Here is a 17,953-nt window from a genome sequence, read left to right as displayed (position 1 = left end):
TAACCGGACGGTCACTTAGTTGCCAATTACCGGGCCCGTAGGTTAATCTGTCTGAGTCCTCGGTGCCTATTAGTGGACGAGCCGCTTGGCTCGGCACCAACTTCCAATCCTCCGGTCTTCTGCCGACTTCCTCACCCGTGATCTATCACCCAAGCCCTCGCAGGCTGATTCTGCATGTCCGTTCGCCGGTATTTCTCCGGCGCCAGCTTACATGCAGAAACAGCCCAAGGCTGTCTCATGGTACTCGGTCTGCAATGTGCCACTCGCGACCAACCCCAACCCGCCCAACTAGGCAATCCCCATTAAGGAACTTGATATGTCCAATGTGAACTATCTCCCCCCCAAAGCACTGCGCCGCCTACTGGCAGAACAATGCCAGCAAAGCGGCATCGATGGTGTTGATGTGCTTCTGTATGCAGTGATCGGTGAGTGGCTTTGCCGCCGGTACGGATCGACTGATGATTGGAGCCTGCCCGAAGAGGCCGTGACATGGCTTGCGGCAGAGTCGGGCTTTAAAGAGGACCAGCGAGTGAAGGCAACTTACATTGCCAGGCTCATCTGTGACTACCATGCCGGCCGCAAGTCTGCGCATTGCCCTATTTTCACGATCACCTGTGATTGTGGTCGGCAGGTGAGCCGGAAAGGGCAGGAAGCCCATCGCTACCCAATGTACCGTTGCACCTGTGGCCGCAGCTGTGGCTATCACAAAGGTGATGGATGGCCATTGGGTTTGATGGCCGACCGCGACGCTCGCCGCTGGCGTGGCATATTGCATCAAGCTTATGACCAACTGTGTGAACAATGGCGCATAGACAATAAACGCGGCTATGTGAAGCTTGCTGCGTTGTTGGGCGTTCCTCTGCACCAGTGCCATTTCAGTTTGGTGGTCGAGGTCAATCGAGCAATGGAAATCCGCAACATCATGCTTGAGGAAATTGACCGTATTCAAAGAGAGGGGCAAGGAGTTGGCGGGGTATCCCAACAGCTGTCCCTGGTACCGTGATTCGATCAACCCGGGAGCAATACTCTCAAGACAAACCCCTGGCCAAGCTGGGGGTTTTTCGTGTTCAGGCTATCGTCCGATTGACTGCTGGCCAGGCACACATCATCCCCCTGAGCCCTACCCGTGATCTTTCACCCAAGCCCTCGAGGTTGATTCTGCATGTCCGTTCACCGGCATATCTCCGGCGTCAGCGCACATGCAGAAACAGCCCTGGCTGTCTCTATGGCACTCGGTCTGCAACGTGCCACTCGCGACCAATACCAATCCGCCTCTAGGCAATTCTAAGGAACAACCGATGCTCTTAACCAAAGCACATGTGCGGAAGTGTCCGCATTTTAATGACGATCTGTTAGGTCAAGAACCCAGCGCCTCGATGATCGAGTTTCTGGCGAAATTCAGTGAGCCTGAAGATCAAGAGATCTGCTTCGGCCGGCTCATGGAGGTCATGCAAGACTATTTGCACTCGATTAGGGTGCAGATCGGTCTGAGCTTGATTGAAGCCAACGGCGGCTCTGGGCTCTCTCTGGAGCTAAGTGATGAGAAAGGGGCTCTAGCCGTAGTCTTCCCCGAGCCTTCTGCTCGGGGGGGGTATCGTGTGAGCTTCTACGATGTCAATGGCCCCATCACGCATGAACTGTTCAGTTCTGTTAATGAATGCGTACTTCATGCCATCAAACTCGGATATCGCAATCACGCTCCTGGGCGACTTGATCAATTAACTGACCTTCGTTCGTGGAGGCGTGGTGTGAAATGGGCTTCGCTGCTATTGCGATACCACGGGAATCCGTACCAGTTTTTGCTAGACCACCCTGACTATCTCGATAGTTGAACTAATCCCCGGGCTTTGCGCTCGGGTCATTCATGGCGCTTGGTCTGTAACGCGCCACCAGTGACCAACCCCAACCCGCCCTACCCGGGCAACCAATTAAGGACAACACATGGACAACTTCGATCTCTTCGAACACATCGATTTTCTTGATGAGCAAGCTTGTGCAATCAGCATTGCGGAGCCCTCCTTGGCGCAGCCTCAGGCCACAATTTACCGTGGCGACAAGTGGGATCAGCTGAGGGAAACTTTGCTGAACAACGAGGAACTGATGGCTGCGATCAGTGATACGACCGGGCAGCCACTGTCCAGCATGATCACTGAAGCTGTACTTGCCATCCGAGCCACCTTACTCGATGGGTTTACCATCTCTCTTGCGCTCAGTGGGGGGAAGGATTCGACGGGTACTCTACATCTGCTGCTGTTCGCGATGATAGGGCTAGTTCGTGAGGGCCGCGGCAACGAGATCTCTGCCTACCACTGGATCAGTCACACTGATACACAGGTCGAGAATCCTGAAGTGCGCAATCTCGCTGACCGGCAGCTTGCCGCGATACAGGAGCTCATCGACAAGGAGCGATTGCCACTGGCTATCGTAGTTGGCAAGCCAAGTCTTGCATCGTCTTGGACAGGGCGTGTTTTGACTGGCCGAGGCCTTCCCACGTATGTCACTAGCTCCTCGCCACAATGCAGCATTGACCTGAAGGTAACAACAGGCAACAGAGTGAAGGCACAGATGATCAAGCGCATGCCGAAAGATATGCGTGAGAAGGTTTGTCTAGTGCTGGGTTCTCGTGATGCAGAGGGCGCTACCCGAGCTGGTAATATCGCCAAGCGCGGAGGACACGCCACAGCGCCGGTCAAAACAAGTGCAGGGTGGGAGCTATACCCCATTCGGCACTGGTCGCAAGGGGATGTGTGGGAACTGCTAATGAGCTGCGGTAACGACGCATCAGCGCATTTGCCATTACCAAGCTACCAAGCCAATAACAGAGAACTGGCTGAGCTGTACCGTGATGCAACAGGTGAATGTATCTGGAGTGCAAGCGAAAGGAAGGTCTCTGATGCCTGCGGCGCTAGAACTGGATGCTGGACTTGCCTTCGAGGTGGTACAGATAAAAGCATGGAAAACATGCTTTATCATGAGGTCAATGGGGTTAAAACCCTGGTTGACCGTTACGCCTACATGGTGAACCTTAACAACATCCAACGGCTTTTAGGTGTCAAGCAATGGTCTTGGGAAGATCGTCATCCTGTTGGAAGGACAATCTACGCTGGTGGATTCATTAAGGTACAGCCTGACGTGTTTTCGCCTAGTTTCTTAGCTCGACTGCTGCGTTTATGCTGTTCTGCAGACTATGTGGAGCAGCAAAGGGCAGAGGAGCTGGAGATGAAACTACTCCTTGGTGAAATTGAGGACAACGACTATAACCAGCGCATGTCTAAACCCCAGTTCCGGATTGTGTCACCTGAGCAGTTGTTACACGTGAGTTGGCTGTGGGATTTCCACTGCTTTCATTCAACGCCATTCCAAGCGATAGAGATTTATCGCAGTGTCTGGGAGGATGGAAACATAGAGCTGCTCACAGAAGTTGAGTTAACAACAGCGGTACCGGCGACCAAGATTCCGCAAGAGTTTTGGCTGAAGATCCCAAATCTTAAATGGGGGTCTGATGAGCTGACCGATGGGCTGTCCGATCCGATGTTGTCGGCCACCTACTTTGATGGCCAAGACGATCGGAGGGCTGCCACCAAGGTTCGCACTCATGATGGAAATCGCACAATCGGGCCGGTAGAGACAGCAAAGCAACTGACCATTGATGGTGATGTTGCTAGCTGGATCATCTGGGAAGAGTATGACCGGATGAGAGAATCCGCCCAGGCTGGTGAGATGACGAACACTGCTGCAGTTCTATATCTGCTGCGCTTTGGTGTGGTGCAGATCACACCAAGCAAGGTTGCAGATATGCATATGATGGCCCAACGTGGCCAACGTATGCGGCAAATGGGGTTATCTGGTGACCAGTCGTTAATGGGCATCTACTGCCGAAGTGACTTGGAAATTCTGAGTACCCCTGAGTACCGGCAAATCGTCCAGGCGGAATACCGTCGTCACGAGATCAAACATCTGGCCAGGGCGAGACAAATGCGCAGGCTATGTTGGATCAGCTTCACGCTGGACTACCATCGTCAGAACAACACCGCCTTCTGGGCCGATGTTGAGCATGTTCTGTTTGCTGAGCAGGAGGTTGAGGCACAAGAGCAAGCCAAACGTATAGGGTTCGATCTGGAGTGCAGGATTTCCTCTGTGATTGCTGTGAGGGTCGCTCGGTTAACAAACGGCGGGATCAACGCAGCATCGCTGCAACTGGAAAAGCGATGGAAAAGGCAGATTGCAGCCAGCTTATCGCAACTCCGCGGCAAAGTCGGTTCATTGGTGCGCAAGCATCTTGATACCGAGCTAGTCCGGTTGCAACGTCAGTTGGAGACAGGGGAGGGGGTTTCTCCCTCATCAGTTTTTAGTGACGTAGCCTACCCTAACGTGACTTATCTCAGCTTCGTTCGGATGGTCAAAACAGGGCGGCGATTAGTAATGGCTCAATTGCCAGATGTGGTGGTTAAGTTGCCAAATAGGCCACTGAAACGCTATGTCGAAGGTGATCAGCTTCTGCTAGCCATGTAACTCGCAACTTCAAGCCACCGTATCGGTGGCTTTTTTTTGCCCCACACACGGCAAGGCTGTGTAAGCCGTTCATCGAGAGGCTCTGCACTATTGCCCGGTTCCATAGAGCACGGTCTGAACGGCAAGTGGAGGCTGCTAATTGGCCTAGACAGCTATTGAACACCTATATAGACTACAACAGAAAATCGCTCTCGGTGCCTTATAAGAGCAAGCCATGAGGCCTGGCACCAACACCAATCCCCCAGCCCTGCGCCGGCATTCCCACCCGTGATCTATCACCCTGGCCCTCGTTGGCTGATTCTGCATGTCCGTTCACCGGTATTTCGCCGGCGTCAGCGTACATGCAGAAACAGCCCAAGGCTGTCTCTATGGCACTCGGTCCGCAATGTGCCACACGCGACCAACACCAACCCGGGCTTCTGCCCATAAGCAATCCATGTCAGATCGAAATTTGACCGCCCTAGCGTTCAACATCGGCTGATTGATAGAGGACACACCCATGATCTACGTCGACCTAGTTCAGGGAACCCCTGAATGGCATAAGTGGCGAGCTGGTGGCATAGGAGCATCTAGTGTTGCTTCTGTAATCCAGTGGCCATACGCACATGAAAGTGCGCGTGCATTTTGGATGGTCAAAACTGGGCGCAAGCCCGGCACAGACTTGAGCAAGAACTTTTTGGTGCGAAGAGGAAATGAGCAAGAGCCGCTGGCCCGACAGGCGTTCGAGCGCTGGCTGGAATCGCAAGGCATACTTGACCTGGTGATACCAACCTGTGTGCAGCATGAGACATATTCCTTTATTCGCGTTTCGTTGGATGGGTTAATGTCCGATGGCTCTCCAGTTGAGCTCAAAGTACCGGCATGGGAAACCTTCGAGTCGGTAATGCAAGAACGCCGGAACTCGGAGGCCTATCAACGGTACCTACCCCAGGTACAAGACCAGCTACTGGCGACAGGAGCTAAGATTGGCTATTTGGCCTTTTATCGCGCCTATGATCGCAAGCTAATAGTGTTTCGCATCACACGTGATGAGGAGCTAATAGAACTGCTGATCGAGCGGCAAAAATGGTGGTGGGACCTGTACGAACGGGATGAAGCCCCGCCGATTACAGAGCTTGACTATTTCGAGCCGAGCACGCAAAAAGACCAGGAAGCATGGACCCAAATTGCCGCGGAGCTGCTGCAAGTCTGGCGTGACATGTCTCCTATCAAGGTGAAGATTGATGAGGCCAAGGCCCGGGAAGCCGAGCTGAAAAAAGCATTGCGCTCCATGATGGGTAACCACGTAAAGGCCGAGTATGCAGGTGTACGATTGCATTCCTCCCCGCGGCAAGGGGTTATCGACTATGTGAAATGGACAGAGGATGTTCAAAAGCATAACCCCAACATCACTTTACCCAACCCGGATCTATATAGAAGACAATCAACTGAGACCATCAGAGTCAGCCAGATCGAGTACAACGGTCAGGGGGCCGCTGAAATGCTTGCTGTTGATTTTTGTTAAGTAAATCAGGCCATCCCGTAAGGGGTGGCCGTCTTTACACCTGGTCCACGGAAGGCTATTCTGTCCCTGCTCCCGGCGTCTATCTCAGGGGGCGAGCCAAATGGCTTGACGCCAACACCAACATCCCGGCGCTCTGCCGACGTCCTCACCCGTGATCTATCACTCAAGCCCTCGTTGGCTGATTCTGCATGTCCGTTCACCGGTATTTCGCCGGCCTCAGCGCACATGCAGAAACAGCCCTGGCTGTCTCTATGGCACTCGGTCCGCAATGTGTCACTCGCGACCAACACCAACCCGGGCAATCAGCCCAACACAAAAACAACCTGCTCAATCAGGTTTTCGGAGATTCTATGACTCAGCACAATTTCATTTCTGGCAGCGAATTTGGCCTGGATGCAAACATCAAAGTTCGTTGTCCCCATGGTGATGATCACTTGATGAACCCCCGCGTGCCGGTAAGAAAACCACACGTTTTCACAACAGCCTTCCTTGATGATGTGCGCAGGATTATGGCCGATCCAGATGGAGACATCATCGTTTCCTATGGCGGGTATGGTGCCGGCAAGACAACCGGAGTCATCCAGTACGCAGCCCGAACTCAGTGGCCGCTATATCAGGTCGAAGGCACCCAGGAGACCAGCTTCCAGCTGGATTTGCTCGGGCGTGTTAACCCGGCCACGGGTGAGTTCGTGTCTGGTCCATTGCGGGAAGCTCTGCTCAACGGCGGGATCTTCTTGCTCAACGAAGCTGATGCCATGCAACCAGCGGAGCTGGTCGCTTTCTATGAGCTTATGACCCATGGAATCGAGCTGGCTGAAACTGGTGAATGGTTGGAGCCGCACAAGCTGTTCCGGTGTGTGTTCACCTTCAACAACGGTGGTATCACTGGGCTATCTGGCTTCAGAGGCACTACCGGGTTGAGTGATGCGCTTATCGACCGCTTCATCCCACTCGCGCCCAGTGAGTTGAGTGACGAAGACATGAACACGATTTGCAAAAACAAGATCGCAATCAAGCTTACTGATTGGGAAGAAGATCTTGGACAAAAAGTTCCATCCTCGCACGTCAATGCAATCGAAGCTTTGCTACCAGAAATGATTCGCGTTATGCGTGATATCAATACTGCTGTAGAAAAGTCTCAACAAAACGATTTCACGATGACGAACGGAGTCGCGATGGATAAACCTTTGTCCATTCGCAGCCTGCTTCGTTGGGTGAGAGAGATGGTTCGTACCAGCCCAACATCAGTCCGTAACAGGGTCAAAAAAACCTTCCACGAGGCTTATGCTCATCGTTTAGTTGGTGATGAGGCGACTTACGAAGCGGCGATGCACCTTTGCAAAGCTGTTTTTGGCCAGTCTTGGGTTGAGGACTAAGTACCATGTACTTTCGAGCCAAAATTACCGAACCAGAGCAAGTCGTTGCTACGTGGCAAAACATCATGGCGGAACTAGCTGAGGAGGGGGTGTTTATCACACCAACAATGCCAGGCGATGGAGGGCTTTACGGATGCAACTTGACTGGCAACATTCCCTTTCGGGGGGTAACCAAAAGGATAGATGCCGGGCAGGTCGTAATGTTATTGCTGCTCGCTCTGCACAACGCTTTTGACATGATCGATGACCAGAGTCGGAATTTTACTGATCTGTGTTTATCCGAACAACTTAAGCATCTGCAGTCTGTCGGCATATCTGATGCGCCAGTTCAACAACTCCAGGAGGCGGTAAAGCAGATACTCAGCAAACATAAAGGTCTGTTTGAGTTCGCTTTTTACTAACCTTCTAACACCAACCAACCAACCCGGCCCAGAGCCGGGTTTTCTTTGGGGTATTTGTATGAGTACACTGAAAGGATGCTTGCACGACATTCTTGGTACCACGCTCAGCAAAGAAGTAGATCTCGTGGTTGAGTATGTGTTAAGCAAGCAACAAGCTGGTGGGGCCAATGAATTTCTCATTGGCATCATCGGGGATACAGTCAACATCGTGCCACTGCGAATGGGGTACGAACTACCTGATATGCCTTGGGCAAAGAACTGTAGGCCCCTTTATGCGTTGTGCATCAAAGGGAAAGTGGCCGAGTACAGAACAGTGCAAGGACTGAAAGACAGCGTGTCGCGACTTCCTAAACTGCCATGTTCTGGTGCTGGTGCTGCGGCGATCATAAAGGCTGTAACCAGGGTCTTGGTTAATCGGACGCTAGAGGCTCACGAGCCACCCTGGCCAAAGAACGACCCGGACTTTTGGCCATGTTGGTCCCGGTACTGCCGGCAAGGAAATCACCCAACGTTGGGTGCCTGGCTTGATATGGCAATCCTAAGAATTAAAGAGAGTGAAACCAACGCTGCCCCTAGGCAGCGTTGATTTTTTTGTCCCCACCTGAGATAGTATGCCCATGTCCGAACGGCTAATCGGACTCCTTTCTGGGCCGTAGCTTCCAACCTCGCCTTTGTGACTCGTCGAGTCGTGTTTGTCGCGCAAAAAATCCAGATCAGAGTGTTGTCGGATGTGTTTGGTGGACATTTCCGAGAGCGCTACTTTTTGTGGCGTTTTGTGCTCAGCGATTCAAGGCACACCGCATCCGCGGATCGCAACCCCAACCCGGCCAAATAGGCCAACACCACCCTGACGGGAGTCTTCCCGCTATGGGAGCTCCTTGTCCAGAGATAAGGAATTACCCATGTCATCCTTTACCGCAATGAACTTTGTCGAATTTTTCCAGCGCTATGTGCTGGTGGATTTCAAAGTCACCACCTGGTCTGCGACCCGGAATAACAAGCCCCTTGATTTAGGACTTGAAAATGAAGCGTTAGCTGCTGATGTGGTTCGCTTAGGGTCAAAATCGGTCTTCGATAAGAAAAAGATCGCATTCCAAGGCCGAGCTCGCCAAGAGGGTATCGCCCTGCTTAGCAAAGTCGGTTTCCAAGTCCTTGGCGCTTGGGCTGTGCCTCGCCATTTATTGAGTGAGGTCACTGACGGCCTGGAGTTGATGAGAATCAGCTTCTACGCAAATCTTGATCAGCTCTTACTCAACTACGACGCAGAATGCGACTCCTGGATACAACAGGCAGCCGCAACAGTGTCTCTCCACGATTTCGCCTCTCGCATACGAGCCTCGCTCTATGACGTGGATTACGTCCGGAAGCAGGTTTCATTTTCGTATCGCGTGAATGAAGATGTGGTTAACAACCCGCTTGGCGATGCTGCTGTTGATACGATCTCTGAAATGGCTCGCAACTCTTTGCGAGACTTCCAGTATTCGATGTCCAACGGTAGTAAGTTCACTCGCAAGTCACTGAGATATGTGACGAACATCAAGGAAAAGCTCATACAGATGGCTGTGCTGGATAGTTTTATCCAACCGGCGATTGACAGCATTGATGCGTTCGAAAGTTCTCTCCCCAAGAGACGGGCTGCGCAACTGGATGCTACTGAGCTGAGTAAAATGATGGGCTTGCTCACGTTGTTGAGCGATCCGAGCTACTTGTCGTCCCTAAGGACTGCCAAGCTGGAGATCGAAGAGGAAGAAGACCCAACAGATGCACCGGGTTCTGTTACCACTTCCCAGGACAACTTCCTCACCGGGATGTTAGCCGCCATATCGACCACCTCCAATACTCCCCCCACCCAAGTGGCCGGTTTTTACTAATCCGCCTTATCAAGGCAACCCCAACCAACCCCAGGCTTGCCCTGGGGTTTTAATTATTGGAGACACACAATGCAGTCTACTCAAAGCAAAATGCTGACCATTCAAATTCGGTTAGCAATGATGGCCAACGACTTCGGTTTGAGGACGACCTGGGGAAATTATTCTACTGCAGGTACAACTCAAGGTGTGGTGTTAATGCCTTTCTTCGATGCAGGCGATCCCGTTCAGGCCGCGGCCGCCATGGGGTTTGGCATGCACGAAGGGGCTCACCACCGATATGGCTCTGACTTTGCAAAATATGAAGCGTCACTGAAAACGAAAGGTAAAGTGCACCGCTTGCTTCTGAACTACTTCGATGACGGCCGGATAGACCGGATGGCTCTTATAGAGTACCCGGGGCTTCGTGGCGAGTATGAAGCCATTGAGCAGCTGTTTATCTCAAAGGGGATGAGGCTGGTTCCAGGGGCGAACACTCCAGCTATAGCTGTGTTGGAGGATTACATTGCGCACTACATTGGCAGCGAGTTGCTTAACTACAAGCCGCTCACCCCAGTTTGGGAGCAAACCAGAGATCTGGCACGCCAACGCTTCCCGATCGCTTTATTGACCAGGCTTGAAATCATCTCAGAAATGGGAGTGATAACCTCTGACTTCAATGATTGCTGGAATAGCGCAGATATGGTGCTTGATGCGATCAAAGATGCTTTGGAAGACCTGAAGACTCAACAGCCGGATCATGAACCTGAAGCTCAACCTGACACTGATGCAGATGGCCAACCGGATGCTGATGCAGATGGCCAACCGGATGCTGATGCAGATGGCCAACCGGATGCTGATGCAGATGGCCAACCGGATGCTGATGCAGATGGCCAGCCGGATGCTGATGCAGATGGTCAACCTAACGCTGATGCAGATGGTCAACCTGACGCTGATGCAGATGGTCAACCTAACGCTGATGCAGATGGCCAGCCGGATGCTGATGCAGATGGTCAACCTGACGCTGATGCAGATGGCCAGCCGGATGCTGATGCAGATGGTCAACCTGACGCTGATGCAGATGGCCAACCGGAAGCGGGGGCTGCTGGCGGGCCGAATGCTGATGACGTTGTTAGGTCAAAGCAAATTCAGGAGTTAGAAGCCTGTCTTGAAGCTGCCGGATCTGGATCCTCCGATGTCGAGGGACGTGACAAAGGAAAAATGCTGGCGTCATTGATCGAAGCGGATTCCCGCTTTCAACTCGACACTCCATTAAGGCCACATTTGGACGCTGTTTACACGAAGATTGGCCGGAGTGTAACACTCCCTAAAGTCCTCGCTGCATCGAGACCAATCACACAAGCTCTTATGGAGCTCGTAGAGACAGAAACCAACTGTGCTCCTGGATTGAGTCGACGAGGGAAGCGCTTTGTCACCTCCCGGTTCAATCGGTTCAAACAAGGTGATTTGCGTGTTTACCGCAGCAAAGCCAGAAACCTTGGCATCGATAGCGCCATCATGGTGTTGCTGGATTTGTCTGGATCAATGAATTGCCAAGAGGTGGTGGCAAAAAATGCCTGCCTGGCTTTGGCTCTTGCAGTTCAACAGATCGATGGGGCTGTAATTGGAATTCAGTCCTTCGGGGATTGGAATGTGGACCTACTGCGTTTTAGGGAGGATCCAGCCACTACAAGCTCTCGTCTCGATCTGATCTGTGCCGGTGGGGGAACACCCATGAGGGAAGGTCTAAGCAACGCATTTTTGGCCCTGATGCCAGAGCAAGCTGAACGCAAGAGTATGATCGTGATCACCGATGGTGAACCAGACGTTGACTGCGTTGATACCTTCAATATGGTTCGACAACATGGCATTGATGTCTTTGGCATCTTTATCGGCCAGTACGCGAACGGGAAAGCTGCTATGGACTACTACTTCAAACCAGGGAACTGGATTGCTGTAGGCGATATCCTCAGCCTTAAACGTGAGCTGTTCAAACTAGCCAAGGGCACTATCTTGGCTGCCTGACATCCCCCCCTCCACGTTGGAGGGGGGACTTTCGAACACTGAGCAATGGACATCCATTGCTGAGTGTTTGCAATGTGCAAGCACCAGCCCGTACCCCCTGTAATCGGGCGAAATGGGGAACACCAACCACATGGAGTAATGACATGCACTATGAAATCGTTGCGGATGATTTGGCCGCATATCTCAATGACAACCGTTTATGGGTCGAAGCGTACAAACACCTAGGCCTATTCGGTGATGCCACCCGAGGTTTCATTCCTGGGAAGAAGGCACCTAAAACCAGTTGCCCAAGACACGGTGGTCGTAGTGGAGAAGCCTTTGGATTAATCCACAGGGGCAAGCTCGACTCAGAAGCAACCGGCGTTGGAGTATGCAACTCTTGTGGGGTTATGTCTGGTTTCTCCATTGTAATGGAGGAAACAAACTGGCCTTTTCCGAAAGTCCTCGAGCAGCTGGCGATCGCCAGTGGTTACATGGATGGGATTACGTCAGGCGTGTTTTCCCCCCCTCCGAAATCGCCTACGCAACTTGCGTGGGAGAAGGAACGAGCGGAGGAAGATGCTCGGCGGGATCAAGCTGTCGCGAATAAAAATGCCCAGCTCTGGGATGAAGCCTGGCCTTTGACCAAGCCGCAAGCTGAGCCAGCCATTCGGTATCTCAGGAACCGGCAAATATTGTCGAAGGTGGCTTCCCTTGGTGGGGAAGTAAGGCTCCACCCTGGTGTGCGATACATCGACATGAATTATGGCCCGTGCATAATCACGCTAGAGCCGCACGGGATGCGTTACTGGTGGCTCGATAAGGACGGCCGTAAAACAACTCAGCCCGCTGGCGTGCGCCAATCTACTCAGAAGGAACTGATTGAAGAGGCTATCGACTTGACTCATCCATCTGCGAAATTGGCTCGTTTGGCAATATCGCAAATGCCCGATCACATCAAGGCGGCAATAGCATCTCATAAGGCGGTTTTTCACAAAGGAGTGGCGTTTAAACTTGATCTTGGGAAGCATCCTTGCATCCTTTGCCGGATCCGAGATCCTTCAGGAAAGCCAGTCAGTCTCCATCAAACCTTCATCACTAACGATGGGCTGAAAGCTCCTGTGCCAAAAGTGAAGAAATTGAGGCCGTCAGTGTCAACAGCCCCAATATCGGGTGGTGCCGTGCAACTTTGCCCACCGACTCCGGTTCTTGCTGTAGCCGAAGGCCTTGAGACACTTCTAAGTGTCGAATCAGCCATAGGTATGCAGGGGTGGGGACTGCTAAATGCAACACTGATGGGAAACTGGATTGTTTGCATGGGAGTAAAACACGTCTACATCTGGGAAGATGCTGACCCGGCCGGAGAAGTGAATGCAGCTAAGCTGGAGAAAAATCTGCTATCTGCTGGCATCAAGGTTACGAGATGCAACCCGAAGCTTATCAGAGCTGAAAGTGACATGGATTGGAACGATATTCTGGTGAATTTCGGACCAGATGTGTTCCCACATAGCGACTGGCTGCAGCACGTTTGAACAAGGGAGAGCTTATGGACCTGAAAAGTCTGATCAATGGCATTCATCCCATTGTACGGTTATCCGTTTCCAACGTCCGCCTATCCCCTGAACTGGGGTATTGGCCAGCTAAATTCGAAAACTTGGAATCATTGCATCAGTGGCTATCGAGTGAAGCGGGTGAGCATTACCGCTACCCGGGAGCTGAAAGTATCAATGTGACCTTACTTGATGTCTTACGACACTGCGATCGCCCTAGTGCGAGAGTAATGGCAATACTTAAGACACAGACCCAACTAGCTTCGTGATGATAGAAGCAAAAAGCCATCACCCTTCAGGGGTGATGGCTTTTTTATGGTTCTTCGCGGGATCTTGGGGAAGTGGAAGTTGACAGACAGGGTGCTGGTAAACTGGCTGTCTCCAAACACACCACCACCATCACCCTGCTGTCGCCGTGCATCATATTGATATTGCCTCCTTCTGGCCAGGTTATACCGTCATCGCCCAAGCGCTTTCTGCCAACCATCACACCCTGTTTACCCTTGAGCCTCGCGCCGACCTGTTGCCCCGTTGTCGCCGATGCCTGCAACCCACGCCATTGATCCACGACCAACGTATCCGCCGGGTGCGTGAGCGAGACCTATTTGACCGACAAGTCTGGTTACAACTGCCTGTTCGCCGCGTCGACTGTCTGCGCTGTGGTCGCGTCAGTGAACATATCGACTGGCTCCCCTCTGGCTCCCGCCTCACCCGGCGCATGCAGTGCTGGATTGAAGCGCTCGTTCAGTACCTCCCCATCCGCCATGTCAGCCAGCTCACCGGGGTCGGTTGGCACACCATCAAGGAGATCGACAAGCGCCGTTTGCAGACCAGTGTGGGCACCATCGAACTTGGGGAGGTGCGGCGGCTGGTGATGGATGAGTTTGCCCTGCACAAGGGACACCGCTATGCCACCGTGATCATGGATGCCGAGCGAACCCGCGTCCTGTGGGTGGGGCACGGCAACAGCCGGGCCGCTATCCGTCCCTTCTTCGAGCAGCTCGGCGAGCGATGCCAGCAGATTGAGGCGGTGGCGATGGACATGAACACGGCGTTCGACCTGGAGGTGAAGCAACACTGCCCGCAGGCGGAGGTGGTCTACGACCTGTTCCACGTGGTGGCTCGCTATGGCCGAGAGGTGGTGGACCGGGTGCGAGTGGAGCAGGCGAATGCACTGAAAAGCGATAAACCGGCGCGAAAAGTGGTCAAAAGTGCGCGTTGGTTGCTGCTACGTAATCGGGCGAAGCTGAGTGAAAAACAGGATGTGAAGTTGCAGGAGCTGTTGGCGGCGAATCAACCGCTGGCGATGGTGTACGTGCTGAAAGAGGCGTTGAAGGGCATCTGGTATGCGCCGAGCGTGTGGGAAGGATGGCGACGATGGCGGAGCTGGATGCGGCAGGTGAAGGAAAGCGGGCTAGCGCCGCTGCAACGATTTGGTCGAAATTTATCGAAATATATGCGGGGGATCCTGGCGAGTGCAAACTACCCGATGCACACGAGTGTGCTGGAAGGGGTGAACAACAAGATCAAAGTGATAAAGCGTATGGCATATGGATTTAGGGACTCAGAATACTTTTTTCTGAAAATCAAGGCGGCCTTCCCCGGAAAGCCGCGATGAACCTAGTTTTATTGGCCGCCTGCAGGGCCTTGACCATCTCCCGCTTATGCCAGTGCTTGAGGGATTCCAGCACCGAATAAGCCAACGCACCATCGAGCCAGGACACCTCGGCCACACCCACCCCGTTATTGATCCGCACCGTCTGACGCTCCACATAGTGATTGAGCGCCGTCTCACTGCCATCACGCAGCAGGCCGTGTTTGGCCATTGTGATCCAGATAGCCCGGATCACCCCTATTTCAGCCGTCCGAACCTGGGTACCGCTGACCGGGCTTAAACGCTTCTGCTTGCCTCCTTTTACGCCACGTTTAACAGTCGGTTTAAACCCTGCCCCCTTCATGGCTTGCAGCACCTTGTCCAGCTCCTGGATCGACAGCGCTGCCGCAGAGCACTTGCCACTCTGCTGGGTCAGCAGCTCACGATAGGTTTCGTCATCCAGCCCCAGGGAGCGGCGGCCCACCTGCACCAGCCGGATCAAGCGGGTGCGTTCATTGCTTGCTGTCATGACTTCTCCCCACTTTTGCCACCCAGATTTGACCGGCAGGCACATCGTTTCCATTGCGCCACTCAGGGCAATGACTATCGAGCCACTGCTCGGCACCTTGCTGGTTCAAGGGGCCAAACTTCATCACATAGACCAGCAGAGCCTGCCAATTAGACGCCGCCATGACTGACCTCTGCTGCTCTGGCTTGCTGCAGTTCCGCTACCAGTTGCCAGCGCATCTGGCTGGCTTCTCCTGCCAGAGCAAACAGCCCTTGGGCACGAGCCTCTCTATCAAACTGCTTGAGCTGTCTGCACACAGCCCGTTTATCAGGGGTCGCCTGTGCAATGGCGGCCGCGCTGAATATCTTGGTAAGCCGAATATCCATCTCTGTTTTGGTCATCGCCGTGCTCCTTGTTCGAGGCGGTGAAGACCTGGGCCCAGGTCGGCTGCTCATCAGTGCCCGGCCACCACGCCGGGCAGACAGAGGGGCTACCCCCACTGTTTCGCATGATCAATACTCAATCTCCTTATCCAAACGAGAATGGAGTGTCTATGAAGCCGTTGACCGCTCATGAGGTCCTGTTACCTCTCTACAACTTCACCCAACTGATGGTTGGCCATAACCCCAAGCAGCTGCACATCTCGATCAAAACGCAGGAGTGGCTCTTCACAAGGTTGTCCACCGCCCCCTTTCCCATCAAAGAAGCGATCGAATTGGAACCATCAAAGCGATCCGCGTTTTATGAGCTGCTTACGCAATACGTCATGTTTTTGACGATGAACTCTGACCTTAAATTTGGTTCATCGCGGCTTTCCGGGGAAGGCCGCCTTGATTTTCAGAAAAAAGTATTCTGAGTCCCTAAATCCATATGCCATACGCTTTATCACTTTGATCTTGTTGTTCACCCCTTCCAGCACACTCGTGTGCATCGGGTAGTTTGCACTCGCCAGGATCCCCCGCATATATTTCGATAAATTTCGACCAAATCGTTGCAGCGGCGCTAGCCCGCTTTCCTTCACCTGCCGCATCCAGCTCCGCCATCGTCGCCATCCTTCCCACACGCTCGGCGCATACCAGATGCCCTTCAACGCCTCTTTCAGCACGTACACCATCGCCAGCGGTTGATTCGCCGCCAACAGCTCCTGCAACTTCACATCCTGTTTTTCACTCAGCTTCGCCCGATTACGTAGCAGCAACCAACGCGCACTTTTGACCACTTTTCGCGCCGGTTTATCGCTTTTCAGTGCATTCGCCTGCTCCACTCGCACCCGGTCCACCACCTCTCGGCCATAGCGAGCCACCACGTGGAACAGGTCGTAGACCACCTCCGCCTGCGGGCAGTGTTGCTTCACCTCCAGGTCGAACGCCGTGTTCATGTCCATCGCCACCGCCTCAATCTGCTGGCATCGCTCGCCGAGCTGCTCGAAGAAGGGACGGATAGCGGCCCGGCTGTTGCCGTGCCCCACCCACAGGACGCGGGTTCGCTCGGCATCCATGATCACGGTGGCATAGCGGTGTCCCTTGTGCAGGGCAAACTCATCCATCACCAGCCGCCGCACCTCCCCAAGTTCGATGGTGCCCACACTGGTCTGCAAACGGCGCTTGTCGATCTCCTTGATGGTGTGCCAACCGACCCCGGTGAGCTGGCTGACATGGCGGATGGGGAGGTACTGAACGAGCGCTTCAATCCAGCACTGCATGCGCCGGGTGAGGCGGGAGCCAGAGGGGAGCCAGTCGATATGTTCACTGACGCGACCACAGCGCAGACAGTCGACGCGGCGAACAGGCAGTTGTAACCAGACTTGTCGGTCAAATAGGTCTCGCTCACGCACCCGGCGGATACGTTGGTCGTGGATCAATGGCGTGGGTTGCAGGCATCGGCGACAACGGGGCAACAGGTCGGCGCGAGGCTCAAGGGTAAACAGGGTGTGATGGTTGGCAGAAAGCGCTTGGGCGATGACGGTATAACCTGGCCAGAAGGAGGCAATATCAATATGATGCACGGCGACAGCAGGGTGATGGTGGTGGTGTGTTTGGAGACAGCCAGTTTACCAGCACCCTGTCTGTCAACTTCCACTTCCCCAAGATCCCGCGAAGAACCTAAAACTATCCCCATCAATGAAAAGACCGGTCGGGTGGTGGGCTATCAGGCTGTTGTGGCAGCCTTTGAGCAGATGCAGGCGGAGGTGCAACATGGATAGCAGCCAAGAGAATCTGGACCTGTTCGCCGAGGACCATGAATCCTTGGGGCAGTTGGTGGACCGGTTGGATCAGATCCCGGCGGCCGAGCTGACTGCCAAATGGCCCAAGGCACTGGCCGAGCTGGTCGATGTGCTTGCCTGTGAACTTGGGCGCGGCGGGATGGCGGCGGATAAGGCCTTGGCCCAGGCCCGCAAGCTGGCATTGGTGCAAGCTCACTATATGGGGGGGCGTGCCTACTACATCCCAACCGGCGATCATCTCAAGGCCGCGCTGCGGGACAGAGCGATCTGGGATGAGTTCAATGGCCGTAATATCGACCAATTGGCCCGCAAGCATGGCCTATCGGTGCCTCAGACCTATGCGGTGGTGGCAGAGCAACGGCAACTGACTAAGAAACGTGTACAGAAGGATTTTTTTGAATGAAAGTTCAATGAATGTATCTTGTCGGTGTGA

Annotated in this window: 15 protein-coding genes and 1 other RNA gene; 12 read left to right on the top strand and 4 right to left on the bottom strand. The window is 53.5% G+C overall.

Annotated features, from left to right (window positions below; translation table 11 throughout):
* Nucleotides 1-316 precede the first annotated feature (316 nt).
* The 10 genes from ACPW75_RS24605 (at nucleotide 317) to ACPW75_RS24560 (ending at nucleotide 14,812) form a co-directional block, all read left to right on the top strand.
* A complete protein-coding gene (locus tag ACPW75_RS24605) occupies nucleotides 317-1,003 on the top strand; it encodes a zinc-finger-containing protein (RefSeq protein WP_210537752.1) in 687 nt (228 codons plus the stop codon).
* A gap of 295 nt (nucleotides 1,004-1,298) precedes the next feature.
* On the top strand, nucleotides 1,299-1,832 hold the full coding sequence (locus tag ACPW75_RS24600; protein WP_210537750.1) for a hypothetical protein: 534 nt from the start codon (nucleotides 1,299-1,301) through the stop codon (nucleotides 1,830-1,832).
* A 109-nt stretch (nucleotides 1,833-1,941) separates the two neighbouring features.
* On the top strand, nucleotides 1,942-4,512 hold the full coding sequence (locus tag ACPW75_RS24595; protein WP_216945362.1) for a phosphoadenosine phosphosulfate reductase: 2,571 nt from the start codon (nucleotides 1,942-1,944) through the stop codon (nucleotides 4,510-4,512).
* A 499-nt stretch (nucleotides 4,513-5,011) separates the two neighbouring features.
* Nucleotides 5,012-6,016, top strand: a complete 1,005-nt coding sequence (locus tag ACPW75_RS24590) for a lambda-exonuclease family protein (RefSeq protein ID WP_210538849.1) — start codon at nucleotides 5,012-5,014, stop codon at nucleotides 6,014-6,016.
* A 350-nt stretch (nucleotides 6,017-6,366) separates the two neighbouring features.
* Nucleotides 6,367-7,392, top strand: a complete 1,026-nt coding sequence (locus ACPW75_RS24585; RefSeq protein ID WP_210538847.1) for an AAA family ATPase — start codon at nucleotides 6,367-6,369, stop codon at nucleotides 7,390-7,392.
* 5 nt (nucleotides 7,393-7,397) lie between these two features.
* Nucleotides 7,398-7,793 carry a hypothetical protein gene (locus ACPW75_RS24580; RefSeq protein WP_210538844.1) on the top strand — a complete coding sequence of 132 codons (396 nt, stop codon included), beginning with the start codon at nucleotides 7,398-7,400 and terminating at the stop codon, nucleotides 7,791-7,793.
* A gap of 902 nt (nucleotides 7,794-8,695) precedes the next feature.
* Nucleotides 8,696-9,664, top strand: coding sequence for a DUF3150 domain-containing protein (locus ACPW75_RS24575; protein WP_210538840.1), 969 nt, complete (start codon nucleotides 8,696-8,698; stop codon nucleotides 9,662-9,664).
* A gap of 69 nt (nucleotides 9,665-9,733) precedes the next feature.
* Complete coding sequence (locus tag ACPW75_RS24570; protein ID WP_279956337.1) at nucleotides 9,734-11,665, top strand: VWA domain-containing protein; 1,932 nt, start codon at nucleotides 9,734-9,736, stop codon at nucleotides 11,663-11,665.
* A 143-nt stretch (nucleotides 11,666-11,808) separates the two neighbouring features.
* On the top strand, nucleotides 11,809-13,176 hold the full coding sequence (locus ACPW75_RS24565) for a toprim domain-containing protein (protein ID WP_210538831.1): 1,368 nt from the start codon (nucleotides 11,809-11,811) through the stop codon (nucleotides 13,174-13,176).
* A gap of 433 nt (nucleotides 13,177-13,609) precedes the next feature.
* Nucleotides 13,610-14,812, top strand: coding sequence for an ISL3-like element ISAeme19 family transposase (locus ACPW75_RS24560; RefSeq protein ID WP_084865641.1), 1,203 nt, complete (start codon nucleotides 13,610-13,612; stop codon nucleotides 14,810-14,812).
* On the opposite strand, the gene ACPW75_RS24555 is transcribed toward ACPW75_RS24560, so the two are convergent.
* The 3 genes from ACPW75_RS24555 to ACPW75_RS24545 form a co-directional block, all read right to left on the bottom strand.
* Nucleotides 14,781-15,317 (bottom strand): gp16 family protein, encoded by a 537-nt coding sequence (locus tag ACPW75_RS24555; RefSeq protein ID WP_210538745.1) that lies wholly within the window; start codon nucleotides 15,315-15,317, stop codon nucleotides 14,781-14,783. The genes ACPW75_RS24560 and ACPW75_RS24555 overlap by 32 nt on opposite strands.
* Nucleotides 15,318-15,466: 149 nt before the next feature.
* Complete coding sequence (locus ACPW75_RS24550; protein ID WP_042074588.1) at nucleotides 15,467-15,697, bottom strand: hypothetical protein; 231 nt, start codon at nucleotides 15,695-15,697, stop codon at nucleotides 15,467-15,469.
* A 40-nt stretch (nucleotides 15,698-15,737) separates the two neighbouring features.
* Nucleotides 15,738-15,806: hammerhead ribozyme type II (locus ACPW75_RS24545), an RNA gene on the bottom strand.
* A gap of 43 nt (nucleotides 15,807-15,849) precedes the next feature.
* Here ACPW75_RS24545 and ACPW75_RS24540 point away from each other — a divergent pair.
* Nucleotides 15,850-16,152, top strand: a complete 303-nt coding sequence (locus ACPW75_RS24540) for a hypothetical protein (RefSeq protein WP_210538746.1) — start codon at nucleotides 15,850-15,852, stop codon at nucleotides 16,150-16,152.
* Here the strand turns inward: ACPW75_RS24540 and ACPW75_RS24535 are convergent.
* Entirely contained in the window at nucleotides 16,099-17,301 is a 1,203-nt protein-coding gene (locus ACPW75_RS24535; protein WP_084865641.1) for an ISL3-like element ISAeme19 family transposase, read from the bottom strand. The genes ACPW75_RS24540 and ACPW75_RS24535 overlap by 54 nt on opposite strands.
* Before the next feature lie 190 nt (nucleotides 17,302-17,491).
* On the opposite strand from ACPW75_RS24535, the gene ACPW75_RS24530 reads away from it, so the two are divergent.
* Nucleotides 17,492-17,923 (top strand): Mor transcription activator family protein, encoded by a 432-nt coding sequence (locus ACPW75_RS24530; protein ID WP_130627552.1) that lies wholly within the window; start codon nucleotides 17,492-17,494, stop codon nucleotides 17,921-17,923.
* The last annotated feature ends 30 nt before the right edge of the window (nucleotides 17,924-17,953 follow it).

The sequence above is a fragment of the Aeromonas sp. FL131 genome (genome assembly GCF_049860615.1).
GTDB lineage: Bacteria > Pseudomonadota > Gammaproteobacteria > Enterobacterales > Aeromonadaceae > Aeromonas > Aeromonas hydrophila.
The sequence above is the reverse complement of the archived record's forward strand: the minus strand, read 5'-3'. Positions and strand labels throughout refer to the sequence as shown.